Annotated in this window: 3 protein-coding genes; all 3 read left to right on the forward strand. The window is 67.2% G+C overall.

Going from position 1 to position 16,082, the window contains the following annotated elements:
- The first annotated feature begins 7 nt into the window (after positions 1-7).
- On the forward strand, positions 8-5,665 hold the full coding sequence (locus ACIBG0_RS34075) for a type I polyketide synthase (RefSeq protein WP_397038310.1): 5,658 nt from the start codon (positions 8-10) through the stop codon (positions 5,663-5,665).
- 5 nt (positions 5,666-5,670) lie between these two features.
- Entirely contained in the window at positions 5,671-11,364 is a 5,694-nt protein-coding gene (locus ACIBG0_RS34080; protein WP_397038312.1) for a type I polyketide synthase, read from the forward strand.
- Between the two features lie 153 nt (positions 11,365-11,517).
- A complete protein-coding gene (locus ACIBG0_RS34085) occupies positions 11,518-16,050 on the forward strand; it encodes a type I polyketide synthase (protein WP_397038314.1) in 4,533 nt (1,510 codons plus the stop codon).
- The last annotated feature ends 32 nt before the right edge of the window (positions 16,051-16,082 follow it).

Raw genomic sequence — 16,082 nt, forward strand, 5'->3', positions numbered from 1 at the left:
GGAAGCCATGGACAACGACAAGTACCTCGACTACCTGAGGCGCTCCGGGCTGGAGTTGCGCAATCTGCGGCGGCGACTCCAAGAGGTCGAGCAACAGGGCCGCGAGCCCGTGGCGATCGTGGGTGTGGGCTGCCGTTTTCCTGGTGGCGTTCAGTCGCGGAAAGCATTGTGGGAGTTGGTCGCCGAAGGTCGCGACGTTATCGGCGAGTTCCCGCGCGATCGAGGCTGGGATGTCGATGGACTGTTCGACCCGGATCCGGAGGTGCGCGGCAAGTCCTACGCCCGCGCCGGTGGGTTCCTCTACGACGCCGGTGATTTCGATGCCGGATTCTTCGGGATCGGGCCGCGTGAGGCGCTGGCGATGGATCCGCAACAACGGTTGCTGCTCGAGGTCGCCTGGGAGGCACTCGAGGACGCCCGCATCGATCCGATGTCGTTGCGGGGCAGCGATACCGGCGTGTTCGCCGGGGTCATGTACCACGACTACGTATTCGCCGCCGCCACCAGCGACCGCAGCGCCGAGCTGGAGGGCTACCTGAGCGCGGGCGGTGGGGGCAGCGTGGTGTCGGGGCGCATCGCCTATTCCCTCGGCTTGGTCGGACCGGCGATCTCGGTGGATACGGCGTGTTCGTCGTCACTGGTGACCCTGCATCAGGCATGCACAGCCTTGCGCATGGGGGAGTGCGGACTGGCATTGGCCGGTGGCGTGACCGTGCTGGCGACACCCGCGATGTTCCTGGAGTTTTCGCGTCAGCGTGGTCTGGCACCGGACGGCCGGTGTAAGTCGTTCGCGGCGGCGGCCGATGGTGTGTCCTGGGGTGAAGGTGTCGGCATGTTGGTCCTGGAGCGTCTTTCGGATGCTCGGGCTAATGGTCATCGGATTCTTGGGGTGGTTCGTGGGAGTGCGGTGAATCAGGATGGTGCGTCGAATGGTTTGACGGCGCCGAATGGTCCGTCGCAGGAGCGGGTGGTTCGGGCGGCATTGGCGAGTGCGGGTTTGTCTCCGGCTGATGTGGATGTGGTGGAGGGGCATGGGACTGGTACGCGGTTGGGTGATCCGATTGAGGCGCAGGCGTTGCTCGCCACCTACGGTCAGGGTCGGAGTGAGCCGGTGTGGTTGGGGTCGATCAAGTCGAATATGGGGCACACTCAGGCGGCTGCGGGTGTGGCCGGGGTGATCAAGGTGATCGAGGCGATGCGGCGTGGGGTGATGCCTGCGACGTTGCATGTGGATGCGCCGTCGCCGCATGTGGATTGGTCGGTTGGGGATGTGCGGTTGTTGACGGAGGCTCGGTCGTGGGAGTCCGTGGGTCGGCCGCGGCGGGCTGGGGTGTCGTCGTTTGGGATCAGCGGTACGAACGCGCATGTGATCGTGGAGGAAGCCCCTGCGGAAGTCGTGTCGCCGGAAGCGGGAGACGGGTTGGTGTCGCCGGTAGTTGGGGGCGGGTCGGTGTCGCCGGAGTTTGGGGCCGGGTTGGCGGTGGTGCCGGACGCAGGGGCCGGGTTGGCGGTGGTGCCGTGGTTGATTTCTGGGCGGTCTGTCGAAGCTGTTATGGCGCAAGCGGACCGGCTATCGGTGTTGGGGGACGGGGTGTCGTCGGGGGAGATCTCGGTGTTGGATGTTGGGTTTTCGTTGGCGACGACGCGGGCGCATTTGCCGTGGCGGGCTGCGGTAGTGGAGCGCACCGAGTTGGGTGGGGTGACACCGCGACGGATAGTCGGTGGGAAGACGGTGTTCGTGTTTCCGGGGCAGGGTGCGCAGTACGCGGGGATGGGCCGCGAGCTGTTCGACACTTTTCCGGTGTTCGCGGAGGCGGTGCGTGAGATTTGTGATCCGGCATGGCTTTTCGCACCGGAAACAGACCTGGATCGTACGGATAATACGCAGTTGGGTGTGTTCGCGGTCGAGGTCGCACTGGTTCGTCTGCTCGAGTCGTGGGGTGTGAGGCCGGATTTGGTGGTTGGGCATTCGGTTGGTGAGATCACCGCCGCGTATGTGGCCGGGGTGTTGTCACTGGGGGATGCGGTGCGTTTGGTGACTGCTCGTGGTCGTTTGATGGCGGCGTTGCCGGCGGGTGGGGCGATGCTGGCGGTTGAGGTGGATTCGGTCGAGAAGATCGGCGTGGTCGGCAAAGTCGGTGTGGTCATCGAGAGCAGCGTGGTAGGTGAGAGCAGCGTGGTAGGTGAGAGCGGCGTGGTAGGTGAGAGCGGCGTGGTAGGTGAGAGCGGCGTGGTAGGTGAGAGCGCTGTGGTCGATGAGAGCGCTGTGGTCGGCAAAGTCGGCGTGGTGGTCGAGAGCGGTGTGGTCGGTGACTTGCCGGATGGTGTTTCGGTTGCGGCGATCAATGCGCCAAGGTCGGTGGTGGTGTCGGGTCCGGAGGCGGGCATCACCGAACTCGAGGCGCGCTGGGCGGACCGGCGCACCCGCCGCCTGACGGTCAGTCACGCCTTCCACTCGGCGTTGATGGACCCCATGCTCGACGAATTCGCCGCGGTATGCGGGGAACTCGCGTGGCAGCAGCCCCGTATCCCGATCGCGTCGAACGTGACCGGTCGGCTCGAGGCGGACCTGATGGCGGCTCCGGGCTATTGGGTGCGCCACGTGCGTGAACCGGTGCGGTTTGCTGACGGCATCGCCGCGGTCCGGCAGGCCGGTGGCACCCGGTTCCTCGAGGTAGGGCCGGATGCGGTTTTTTCAGCCGCTGTCGACGGACTGGCCGCCCAGCGGCGTGGCCGCGCGCAGGTAGCGACGCTTGTGCGCTTTGTGGCGGATGCGCACTGCCATGGCGTCGATGTCGATTGGGCGAAGTTCTATGCCGGAACCGGTGCCAGGCAGGTTGACTTGCCTACGTATGCCTTTCAACGCCAACGCTACTGGCTGTCTCCGTCGTCGACCATCGGCGACGTCGGGGGCCTTGGCCTGGAACGTGTCGATCACCCGCTGTTGTCGGCTGCGGTGTCGTTGGTCGGGTCCGGCGAGCGTGTCGTGACCGGTCGTTTGTCGGTGGTGTCGCAGCCTTGGCTTGCTGATCATGTGGTGTTCGGTTCGGTACTGTTGCCTGGTACGGGTCTGGTGGAGTTGGTGTTGGCGGCGGGCCGGTTGGTGGGCTGTCCTGGCATCGAGGAGTTGGTGCTCGAATCGCCGCTGGTCTTCGATGCCGGGGTGGCGGTAGCGGTCCAGGTCGAGATCGCCGCACCCGACGAGCGCGGCCACTGCGCCGTCGTGGTCCATTCGAGGCCCGATATCGACGGCGAACCAACCTCCTGGACCCGGCACGCCGTCGGCTCTATCGCACCGGCTGATCCCGTGGGAATGCCACTGCCGGAAGCGCAGTGGCCTGCGGCGGATGCGAAACCGGTGCCGATCTCGAATCTATACGCCGAGCTGGCCGACCTCGGATACGAGTACGGTCCCGCCTTCCAGGGCGTGCGAGCCGCATGGCACCGCGACGACGAGATCATGCTCGAAGTCGCGCTGCCGTCAGGGGTCGATGTGTCGGGGTTCGCCATCCATCCCGCGTTGTTCGACGCGGCGTTCCACGTCGCGATCGCACGCGCCGGGGATCGGATTCAGCCGGGAAAGGTACTGCTGCCGTTCGTATTTCGGAATATCGAAGCGCACCGCGCCGGACTGGCTGCGGTTCGTGTGACCATGCGCGTCGGCGCGGAAGGCATGCGTGAGCTGACCGCCACCGACGAGCACAACCGCCTGGTGTGGACGATGGGTGCGCTCGACTCTCGCCCGGCGGACGCCGGTGCGCTGCGCTCTGCCGGTGCCGCCGACATCCTTTTGACACCCACATGGGAGCAGATATCGCTTCCGGCGGAATCCGATCGGCCGACTCCGGTGGTGGCACTTCTCGGTGACGCGGTTGTCGAAGGCGCCATCGAGGTGCAAGGCAAGTACGCCGGGCTCGCCGAGCTTGTGGCCGCGGTCGACGGCGGCGCCGCATGGCCACCGGTGGTAGTGTGCGCCGCGCCACGCGGTGGCACCGACGCTCATCCCGAAGGCGTGCGCGCGGGCGCCGCGTCGATGCTGCGACTTCTGCATACCTGGCTCGCCGAACCACATACGGCGAGTTCGCGATTGGTGGTGACAACTCGGGGTGCGGCGGGCGTCGACGAGAACGAATCTGCCGATCTCGTCGGCGCGGCGGTGTCGGGTCTGCTACGCAGCGCGCAGGCTGAGTATCCAGGCAGGTTCCTGAGCGTCGACCTGACCGGGCCCGATCGTGTCGATTGGCCCGCGCTGCTCGCGACCGTCGAGCCACGGCTCGCGGTGCGCGGCGATACGGTTTATGCCCAGCGGTTGACCAAGACCGCCACACGAGACGCTCCGGCATCGTTCGGCGACGGCACGGTCCTGATCACCGGCGGTACCGGTGGGTTGGGTGCGGTCCTGGCTCGGCACCTCGTCGCCGAGCACGGCGTGCGGAGCTTGGTGCTGGTATCGCGCCGGGGACCGGCTGCCGACGGTGTCGCCGACCTGCGGACCGAACTCGAAAACCGCGGTGCCACTGTCGATGTCGTCGCAGCCGACGTTGCGGAACGAGCCGCTGTCGAGGAGTTGATCGGATCGATACCCCGGCTGACCGCGGTCGTGCATGCCGCGGGTGTCCTGGCCGATGCGACGATCGAATCGCTCACCGTCGATCAGCTCGACCGGGTCATGCGGCCCAAAGTGGATGCGGCGCTGCACCTGCACGAGGCAACCAGAGAATGCGGGTTGTCGGCGTTCGTCCTCTTCTCATCCGCGGCACCGCTGCTCGGCGGCGCGGGACAGGGCAATTACGCGGCGGCGAACTCGGTTCTCGACGAGCTCGCGCGCAGCCGCCACGCACAAGGGCTGCCGGGCATTTCGCTCGCATGGGGGCTGTGGGACCGAACCGTGGGCATGGCCGGGGCGGCCGACGCGGCGACATTCACGCGGCTCGCTAGGGTGATCCGGGATCGGCTCGGACTGCACGCCATGACCGTTGCCGAGGGGCTGGCTTTGTTCGACGCCGCAATCGCGACCGGCGAGCCGGTGGTCGCGCCGGTGAAGCTCGATTTTCCCGGGCTGCGCGCGAGCGCGCGTGCGGGTCGGTTGCATTCCATGTTGCACCGGCTGATCAACGTCTCGTCGACCGCGGCCGGCGACCTCTTGGCAACGGCTTCGCTCACAAAGGACTTGGCGCCACTGACCGGCGAGCAGCGGCACGCGTATGTCCTCGACCTGGTCCGGTCGCGGACCGCCACTGCCCTCGGCCATCCCGGTCCCGAGGCGGTCGATCCCGAATTATCGTTCCAGGACCTCGGGTTCGACTCGCTGGCAGGCATAGAACTCCGCAACAGCCTCGCCCATGCCACCGGGATCACCTTGTCCGCCACGGTTGTCTTCGACTACCCGACGCCAGCCGCGATCGCGACGTATCTGCTGGATCAGCTGGTCACGGAACCGAACAGCGCCGATACCACCGTGAGCGACGACGAGCTCCGGCGGGCGCTGCGCACTGTTCCGCTCGATCGGATACGCAAGGCCGGGCTCGCCGACCTCATCGCCGAGCTCGCTGCCGATACCGCGGCGTCGGCCGACACCGCCGATGAGTCGCAGGCCGATGCCGCCGCGATCGCCGATATGGACGCCGCGCAATTGATCGAACTCGCCTCTCGATACGGAAGCTGACCGTGATGAACGCACAGGATCCGCTTGTCGAAGCGCTCAGGAAGTCGATCACCGAAGCCGAACGGCTCCGCGCCGAGAATCGTGAACTCGCCGCGGCGTTGAGTGAACCGATCGCGATCGTCGGTATCGGGTGTCGTTTTCCGGGCGGCGTCGAGTCGCGGGACGCACTGTGGGAATTGGTGGCCGAAGGCCGCGACGTCGTCGGCGAGTTCCCGATCGACCGCGGCTGGGACGCGCGATTGTTCGATCCGGACCCGGAATCGCGCGGCAGGTCCTACACCCGCTTCGGCGCATTCCTGGACGAGCCCGGCGGCTTCGACGCCGGATTCTTCGGCATCGGACCGCGTGAGGCCTTGGCGATGGATCCGCAGCAGCGCGTGCTGCTGGAGGTCGCTTGGTCGGCGCTCGAGGACGCGCGAATCGATCCGATGTCGTTGCGCGGCAGCGAAACCGGTGTATTCGCGGGTGTTATGTACCACGATTACGGGTTCGCCGCCGCGACCAGCGACCACCGCGACGAGCTCGAGGGGTATCTGAGTTCGGGCGGGATGGCGAGCGTCGTCTCCGGGCGGGTCGCGTATTCGCTGGGGTTGGTCGGTCCGGCGGTCTCGGTGGACACCGCCTGCTCCTCCTCGCTGGTCGCGATCCATCAAGCGTGTCAGTCCCTGCGGGCGCGCGACTGCGGCATGGCTCTCGCGGGCGGCGTGACCGTATTGGCGACACCGGCTGTGTTTGTGGAGTTTTCGCGTCAGCGTGGTTTGTCGCGGGATGGTCGGTGTAAGTCGTTTGCTGCGGGGGCTGATGGTGTGGGTTGGGGTGAGGGTGCGGGTGTGTTGGTGTTGGAGCGTTTGTCGGATGCTCGGGCTAGGGGTCATCGGGTTTTGGGTGTGGTTCGTGGGAGTGCGGTGAATCAGGATGGTGCGTCGAATGGTTTGACGGCGCCGAATGGTCCGTCGCAGGAGCGGGTGGTTCGGGCGGCGTTGGCGAGTGCGGGTTTGACGGCTGTTGATGTGGATCTGGTTGAAGGGCATGGGACTGGTACGCGGTTGGGTGATCCGATTGAGGCGCAGGCGTTGTTGGCGACGTATGGGCAGGGTCGGAGTGAGCCGGTGTGGTTGGGGTCGATCAAGTCGAATTTGGGGCACACTCAGGCGGCTGCTGGTGTGGCGGGGGTGATCAAGGTGGTGGAGGCGATGCGGCGTGGGGTGATGCCTGCGACGTTGCATGTGGATGTGCCGTCGTCGCATGTGGATTGGTCGGTGGGGGATGTGCGGTTGTTGACTGAATCGCGGTTGTGGACATCGGTGGGTCGGCCGCGGCGTGCTGGGGTGTCGTCGTTTGGGATCAGTGGGACGAATGCGCATGTGATTGTTGAGGAAGCCCCTGCGGAGTTGGTGTCGCCGGTAGTTGGAGACAGCTTGGTGTCGCCGGTAGTTGGAGACGGGTTGGCGCCGCCAGCAGCTGGAGACGGGTTGGCGCCGCCAGCAGCTGGAGACGGGTTGGCTTCGCCGGAAGCTGGGGGGAGCACAGCGTCGCAGGCAGGGACTCGGGGGGCGGGGACGGAATCGCCGCTGCTGGAATCGGGGACCGAATCGCCGCTGCTGGAATCGGGGACGGAGTCGCTGTTGCTGGAGGTCGGGACGGGGTTGGTGTCGTCGCGAGCGGATGCTGGATCGTCGTTGCGGGCTGGGGTGGCGGTGGTGCCGTGGTTGATTTCTGGGCGTTCTGCTGAAGCTGTTGTGGCGCAGGCGGATCGGCTGTCGGTGTTGGGGGAGATCTCAGCGTTGGATGTCGGGTTTTCGTTGGCGACGACGCGGGCGCATTTGCCGTGGCGGGCGGCGGTACTGGAGCGCACCGAGTTGGGTGGGGTGACACCGCGACGGATAGTCGGCGGGAAGACGGTGTTCGTGTTTCCGGGGCAGGGTGCACAGTACGCGGGGATGGGCCGCGAGCTGTTCGACACATTCCCGGTGTTCGCGGAGGCGGTGCGTGAGATTTGTGATCCGGCATGGCTTTTCGCGTCCGATACTGACTTAGATCGTACGGACAACACGCAGTTGGGTGTGTTCGCGGTCGAGGTGGCGTTGGCGAGGTTGCTCGAGTCATGGGGTGTGGTGCCGGATTTGGTAATCGGGCATTCGGTCGGTGAGATCACCGCCGCACATGTGGCCGGGGTGTTGTCGCTGGGGGATGCGGTGCATTTGGTGACTGCTCGTGGCCGGTTGATGGCGGCGTTGCCGGCGGGTGGGGCGATGCTGGCAGTTGAGATTGATGCGGTCGAGAAATACGACGAAATCGACGCGGTTGGAAATTTCGGCGAGGTCGGCGGCTTGCCGGATGGGGTTTCGATTGCCGCCATCAACGCGCCGGGTTCGGTCGTGGTATCAGGTCCGGAGGCGGGCATCGCCGAACTACAGGCGCGCTGGTCGGATCGCCGCACCCGCCGCCTGATCGTGAGTCACGCATTCCATTCGGTGTTGATGGAACCGATGCTCGACGAATTCCGTCGAATTATCGCGGATTTGAGATTTCAGCGGCCGCGGATCCCGGTCGCGTCGAATGTGACCGGCGAGCTCGAGTCGGAGTTGTTGGCGGACCCAGGGTATTGGGTGCGCCACGTGCGTGAGCCGGTCCGGTTCGCCGACGGCATCGCCGCGAGTCGGGCGGCCGGTGGGGCGCGGTTCCTCGAGGTCGGTCCGGATGCGGTCCTCGCAGGACTCATCGATGCGGACTGCGTCGTCGCGACTCAGCGTCGCGGGCGCGATCAAGTCGAAACCCTCGTTCGTGCGGTCGCCGAAGCGCATTGCGCTGGTGTCGATGTCGACTGGTCACGCTTCTACGCCGGAACCGGCGCCCGCACAGTGGACCTGCCAACGTATCCGTTTCAGCGGCAACGCTATTGGCTTTCTCCCGCTGCGACAATCGCGGACGCCCGTAGCTTCGGCCTCGGGCGGATCCCTCATCCGATCCTACGGGCCACGGTGGAGATGCCCAGCGGCGAGATGGTTTTCACGGGCCGCCTGTCTGCTGCCGAGCAACCGTGGCTGCGTGATCACGCGGTATTCGGGTCGGTACTGCTGCCCGGTGCCGGTCTGGTCGAACTGGTGTCGGCGGCGGCGCGGGCGGCGGGCGGTACGCGGGTACCGGAAATCGTGCTCGAAGAGCCGTTGCTGGTCGAGCAGGGCGTAGTGGTGCGGGTGGTTGTCGGTCCCGAATCGGGGCAACGGTCGGTCGCGGTGTACTCACGCCCGGACGATCGCGAGCTCGCGGGATGGGTGCGACATGCGAGGGGCGTGGTGACGACGGCACCGGCTCCGCCGCCGGGGGAGCCGGACGTGTGGCCGCCGGTCGGCGCCGAACCGATGGATGTGGCCGATGGGTATGCGCGACTGGCCGCGCTCGGCTACGGGTATGGTCCAGCTTTCCGTGGCGTGCAGCGAGTTTGGCGCACGGACGAGGATGAGCTGTATGCGGAGGTCGAGACCCCGTCCGGTGCGGGTGTCGAACTGTCCGGGTTCGGCGTGCATCCGGCGTTGCTCGATGCGGCACTGCACGCGTGGGCGGTTACCGAGGCGGCGAAGTCGCCGGAAGCGTCCGATGGTGGCTTGGTCTGGTTGCCTTTCTCGTTCGAAGGCGTATCGGTGTGGGGCGAAGCCACGTCATCCCGGCTCCGGGTGCGGCTGCGTCGAGTGGAGGATCGGCTGGCGGTGGCTGTCGCCGACGCTGCGGGCAGGCCGATCCTCACCATCGACGCCGTCACGATCGTCGGAGTGACCCGCCAGCAGTTGGCGTCCACTGTCGGCGGCCGCGAGTCGATATACGGCGTCGACTGGGTACCCGTGGTCGGTGGCGTCGGGGTGTCCGGCACGGTATGGGGGATCGGCGGTCCGGTCGAACTCGGCGTCGGCGTGCGGTGGTTCGACGATGTGCAGGCGGTGGTGACCGCGTTGGCCGAGGGCGCTCGCGCACCGTCGGCGGTGGTGGTGTCGTGTGCTGGGCTCGCCGATGCCCCAACGGTGGCCGATCGGGCACGTGCGCTGGCGGCGACAGTGCTGCTGATGCTTCAAGAGTGGGTGGCAACCGGGCCGAGAGCGCCGTTGGTGATCGTGACCCAGGGTGCGATCGCGACGGGCGCCGATGAGATGGTGCCGGGTCTCGCCGAGGCCCCGGTGTGGGGCATGGTGCGCAGCGCGCAACTCGAGTTTCCCGGCCGGTTCGTGCTGGTGGACCTCGACGGCAACGACGACGTCGGGCGGGTGTGGCCGGTCGCGGCCGCAGGTGCGGAGTCCCAACTCGCGGTCCGGGACGGACGAGTGCTCGCGCCACGGCTGATACCCATCGAGCCGAGCGAGAGAGCATCTGCCTGGGATCGCATGGGCTCGGTACTGATCACCGGCGGTGGCGGCGCACTCGGTGCGGAGGTGGCGCGCTACCTGGTCAGCGAGCGCGGAATACGTTGCGTAGTAATGGTCGGGCGCCGCGGTGCCGCGGTCGACGGCGCGGTCGAATTGACCGCCGAATTGACCGCGGGGGGTGCGCGCGTGGAGTGGGTGGCATGCGATGTGACTGACCGGGCGTCGGTCGCGAGCGCGCTCGCCGCCGTCCCCGCGCAGCATCCGCTGACCGCTGTCGTGCACGCGGCCGGTGTGCTCGACGACGGCGTCCTCACATCGCTGACGCCGGAACGCCTGGACGCGGTGCTGGCACCCAAGGTGGCAGGCGCCTGGCATCTGCACGAGCTGACCCAGGACATGCGCCTGGCCGGTTTCGTGATGTTCTCGTCGGTCGCGGGCCTCATCGGCGCCCCAGGACAGGCGAACTACGCGGCGGGCAACGTATTCCTGGACGCGCTCGCCGCCCATCGGCAGGCGCAGGGACTGGCCGCGACATCGGTGGCGTGGGGACTCTGGGATCTAGCCGGTGGGATGGGCGGGGACCTGGCGACAAGCGACCGTGCGCGGCTGCGGCGGGGCGGGCTCGTCGCGATGACGTCGGCGCAGGCGCTCGCCCAATGGGACGCAGCACTGACCGCGGACCGCGCGGCCGTCGCGGTGGCGCAACTGGACCGGCCCGGCATGCAAGCGCAGGCGGCGGCCATGGGTTTCGTACCGCCGATCCTGCGGACGCTGGTGCGCGCGCCCGCATCGGGTGCGGTGGACGGCGCGGCGGCAGCCGAGGCGGCAAGCGCGCTGGCGGCGCGGTTGGCGGGTCTGTCCGACGACGAGCGGTTGCGGGTTCTGTCGGAACTGGTGCGCACACATGTTGCCGCGGTGCTCGGCCACCCCGGCCCCGAGGCGGTCGATCCGGACCTCAGCTTCCAGGATCTCGGCTTCGATTCCCTTGCCGCGGTAGAACTTCGCAACCGCCTGTCCCAGGCAACCGGTATCACCCTCCCGGCGACCGTCGCCTTCGACCATCCGACACCGATCTCGGTGGCGCGGCATTTCCACATGTCGCTGCCGATTTGGGAAACCGCCGAGTTCGACTTCGCGGCGCGGATCGACGAAATCGAAAGCGCACTCGCCGAATTCGACAGCGACAGCCGCGAGCATATCGAGGCGATCAAGCGAATACGGCAGTTGACCGCACGATTCGACAGCGCGCGAACGGCGACCGTTCCGTCCAGCGACGACGAACTGTTCGCATTCATCGATAGCGATCTCGGACTCGGTGACGAAGGGCGGGACGCTATGGGCTGAAATCGGCTGGAATACCGAGGCTGCACGGCTTTTCGTAGTCGTCACCGATGGCGGCATTCGGCCTGGACGCGCAGGTCGGGGTCGTGCAGTATGACAAAAGTGGTGAACCGAATTGCATGATTCACCGTCGATCGACCGCTCCGAAAGGAAATCATGACTGCGAGCGAGGACAGGCTGCGGCATTACCTCAGGAAAGTCACTGTGGACTTGCAGGAGTCTCGTCGCCGTCTCGCCGAAGTCGAAGAACGATTGCGTGAGCCGATCGCCGTTATCGCCATGGGTTGCCGGTATCCGGGCGGGGTGCAGACACCGGACGACATGTGGGAACTGGTCTCGTCCGGGGTCGACGCGATCGGCCCGTACCCGAGCGATCGCGGCTGGGAGTCGATGCACGAGGTCATCTCGACCAAGTCGAGCGATCTCGAGCAGGGCTATGCGCAGTCGGGTGGATTCATCGCCGATATCGCGGGGTTCGATTCGAACTTCTTCGGCATCTCCCCCAGGGAGGCGCTGCTGATGGATCCGCAGCAGCGCATGCTGCTCGAGGTGACCTGGGAGGCGTTCGAACGCGCGGGCATCCGCGCGAGCGATATCCGCGCCTCGCGAACCGGTGTCTTCATGGGCGCGACCGGTCTCGACTATCTGGCCTCGATTGTGCAGACCGACAACGACATCCTGACCGGCCCGGATCGCGAGCACGCGGCCGCCGACGATCTCGGCCACATCCACGGCGACGACCAAGCGGCGATCCGGTACATCCCCGACGACAGCGACGCGACCCACATGATGACCGGCAGCATGTCGAGCGTGCTGTCCGGTCGGCTGGCCTACGCATTCGGCATGGAAGGCCCGGCGATCACCGTCGATACCGCGTGCTCCTCCTCGCTCGTGGCGATTCATCAAGCGTGCCAGTCGCTTCGGAGCGGGGAATCGAACCTCGCCATCGCGGGCGGGACCATGGTGATGTCCACGCCGATGCTCCTGGGCATGACCCGGCTCGCCGCGGCGCCGGACGGCCGATGTAAGGCATTCGCCGAAGCCGCGGACGGCACCGGCTGGGGCGAGGGTATCGGCATCGTGCTACTCGAGCGCCTGTCCGATGCTCGGCGCAACGGCCATCCGGTCGCCGCCGTGATTCGCGGCAGCGCGATCAACCAGGACGGCGCCTCGAACGGTATGGCGGCGCCGAACGGCGTTGCCCAACAACAGGTTATTCGCGCCGCGCTGGCCAACGCACAGCTGTCCGCCGCCGCTGTCGACGTCGTCGAGGCGCACGGCACCGGCACGGCCCTCGGTGATCCGATCGAAGCGGGGGCACTGCTGGCCGCCTACGGTCCGGCCCGCGAACCGAACCGGCCGCTGTTCCTGGGTTCCATCAAGTCGAATATCGGCCATGCCGGTCCCGCCGCGGGCATCGCGGGTCTGATCAAGCTCGTGATGGCGATCAACCACGGCGTCCTGCCGCCGACCCTGCACGCCCAAGAGCCGTCGTCGCAGATCGACTGGGCGTCGGGCGCGATGCGGCTACTGACGGAACCGATCGCGTGGCAGGAGGATCGGCCGCGCGTCGGTGCGGTGTCGTCCTTCGGTGTGAGCGGCACGAACGCCCACGTCATCGTCTCCTCGCCGCCGCCAGCGGATATGCCGGAGCCGACGCGCGGCAAGGACGGTGTCGTTGCGTGGGTGGTGTCGGCCAGGACCGCGACCGCACTCGAGACGCAGGCGGTCCGGCTGCAGGACTGGATATCGACGACGAAGGCCGACCCGGTAGACGTCGGATACTCGCTCGCCTCGCGGGCGTCGTTCAAGAACCGCGCGGTAATCATCGGCAGCGCGACGGAGGATCTGACGGCAGGCCTCGACGCGATCCGGACCAGGGCACCGGATCCCCGGGTGGCGCTGGGAGTTACCCGGAATCGGGGTCCGGCCGTATTCATCTATCCCGGGCACGGGGGCCAGTGGATCGGTATGGGTCGTGAATTGCTGGCGAGCTCCGAGGTATTCGCCAGGTCGATCGCCGAATGCGAAGTGGCACTGCAACCATGGACGGGCTGGTCGGTCAGCGCCGTGCTGCGCGAGGATCCGGGTGCTCCGGCGCTGGAAACGGTCGACGTCGTCCAGCCCGCGCTGTTCGCGATCATGGTAGCGCTCACCGAGTTGTGGAAGTCGTTCGGCGTGGTGCCCGCGGCGGTCGTCGGACACTCACAGGGCGAAGTCGCGGCCGCGTATGTCGCCGGGGCGTTATCGCTCGAGGACGCCGCGAAGATCGTGGCGATCCGCAGCAAATTGCTTGCCACGTTGACCAACGGCACGATGATGGCCGTCGTCGGCTCGACCGGTGCCGAGCTCGAGGAACGGATCGGCCGCTTCGGCGACGACGTCGCTGTCGCCGTCGTCAATTCGCCCGAGTCCGTGACCCTTTCGGGGGTGCCGACGGCACTCGCGGAACTTGCCGAGGAACTCACCGCACTCGGATCCCGGGTCCGCTACGTGCGTGGTGCGACGGGGGCCGGGCATTCCGCGGCCGTCGACAAGTTCCGCGACGAGGTGCTGGAGCAGTTCGCCGGGATGACCCCGCGCTCGGCCGAAGTGCCCTTCTACTCGACGGTCGTCGGCGACGAACTCGACACCTCGACCCTCGACGCGCAGTACTGGTTCCGCAATATGCGCAGCACCGTTCGCTTCGATTCGGCGATGCGTTCGGCGATCCGTGCCGGGTGGCGCACATTCGTCGAACCGGGTCCGCACCCGGTACTGCTGCCCGCCGTCGATCAGGTTGCCAGCGATATGTCGGTCCAGGTGCTGACCGGCGGGACACTACAGCGCGGGCAGGACGGCCTGACACGGTTCTACACCTCGGCCGCCGAACTGTATGTGGAAGGCGTGGCCGTCGACTGGCGCGCCGCGTTCGCATCCGGCGGCGCGCACTACCGCCCGGATCTGCCCACCTACCCGTTCCAGCGCCAGCGGTACTGGCTGCCCGACGAATTCGGCGCCGAGCGCCGGCGCGCCGGGTCGACCGACAGCAAGTTCTGGAACCTCGTCGAGCGTGGCGATGCGAACGAGTTGGCCGCGCTGCTCGGCAGCGCGGACACCGATGCGCTCGCGCGGGTGTTGCCGCAACTGGCATCCTGGTGGCAGCGCGCGAACCGTGACTCCAGTGCCGACAAGTGTTGCTACCGAATCACATTCGAGCGACTTACCCGGCGTCCACTCGTACCGAAGCGCGGCACCTGGTATATCGCCGTGCCGGCGGGCGCCGACAACGATCGGGTGGCCACTGTCGTCGCGGCAGTGCGCGAGCACCTGGGTGACGCCCGGCCGATCGAGCTGCCCGTCGACGCAACCGGACCGGATATCACCGCGTGCCTGCGTGATTCGCTGACGGCCGAACGGCCCGCCGGAATGCTGTCGCTGCTCGGCCGCGTGCCAGCGACGGTCCGGCTCCTGCGTGGCCTCGACGAGCTCGGATTCGATAGACCGCTCTGGTGTGTGACCACCGCAGCCGTCGCGATCGGACCGGACGATGCGGCGACCGATCCGCAGCAAGCGCGGCTGTGGGGTATGGGCCGGGTCGCCGCGATCGAATTCGCACAGCGCTGGGGCGGATCGGTCGACCTGCCGGAGTCGCTCGATGCCGACGTGCTGGGATCGCTGTGCACCATCGTCAGTCACGGCGACGACGACCAGGTCGCGGTGCGCTCCGATGGTGTGTTCGCCCGGCGGGTGCACCGCATCCGGACCTCCGCTGGCGAACCGTCGCGCCCCTGGCATCCTGCCGGAACCGTCCTCGTGACGGGCGCGGTCGGCGAACTCGCCGAGCACGTCGCGTGCCGGCTCACCGATGCGGGCGCACAGCGTGTCCTGCTCGCATCAGGAGCCGACCTGCGCCGGGTGATCGATGACGTCGGCGACGAACTCACTGCCGTTGTTCACATCGGGAATCCGAATTCGGTTGCGGCACTCGATGATACCGAGGCCGGCGATACGTCCGCGATCGCGGACTTGGACGAACTTCTCGGTGATCGCGACCTCGACGCCTTCGTACTACTCGGGCCCGCCGCAGGTGCATGGGGGGAATCGGGTGGTGCCGCTGCCGCGGTCACCAGCGCCTACGGGGCGGCGGTGGCGCACCGGCGTCGTTCGCGCGGGCTCGCCGCGACGGCGATCGGCTGGGACGCATGGCCAGGCAACGTGATCGGCACCAAACCTATGGATCCCGACACCGCGGTCACCGCCATCCGGCACGCCGTCGAATCCGGCGCCGCCGAAGCATTGGTCGCCGAGATCGACTGGGAACAGCCCGAATCCGTATTCGCACATACCCGTGCCGGCGCGATCTTCGCGGACCTGCCCGAATTCCGCCGCTTGCGCTCCCACCGCGAACAGACCGTGCCGGACCAGAGCCCGATGCTCTCGGAACTGTCCGGGCTGTCGAGGGAAGAGCAGCAACGGCTGCTCGTCGAGCTGATCCGCAACGAGATCGCGACGGTGCTGCGCTACGAATCCGCCGACGAGATCGAGGCGACCACCCCGTTCCTCGAACTCGGTATGGACTCGATCTCGGGGCTGCAGATTCGCAAGCGAATCGTCGCGGCAACGGGGCTGGAAATGCCGATCCGCATGATCCTGGAGCACCCGACGCCGGAAGAACTCGCCGGTCACCTCGCTGCGCAGATCGCCTGACGTGGATTACCTTGTCCGCCAACCGAATGGAG

This window comes from Nocardia sp. NPDC050630 (genome assembly GCF_044457245.1).
Classification (GTDB): Bacteria; Actinomycetota; Actinomycetes; order Mycobacteriales; family Mycobacteriaceae; genus Nocardia.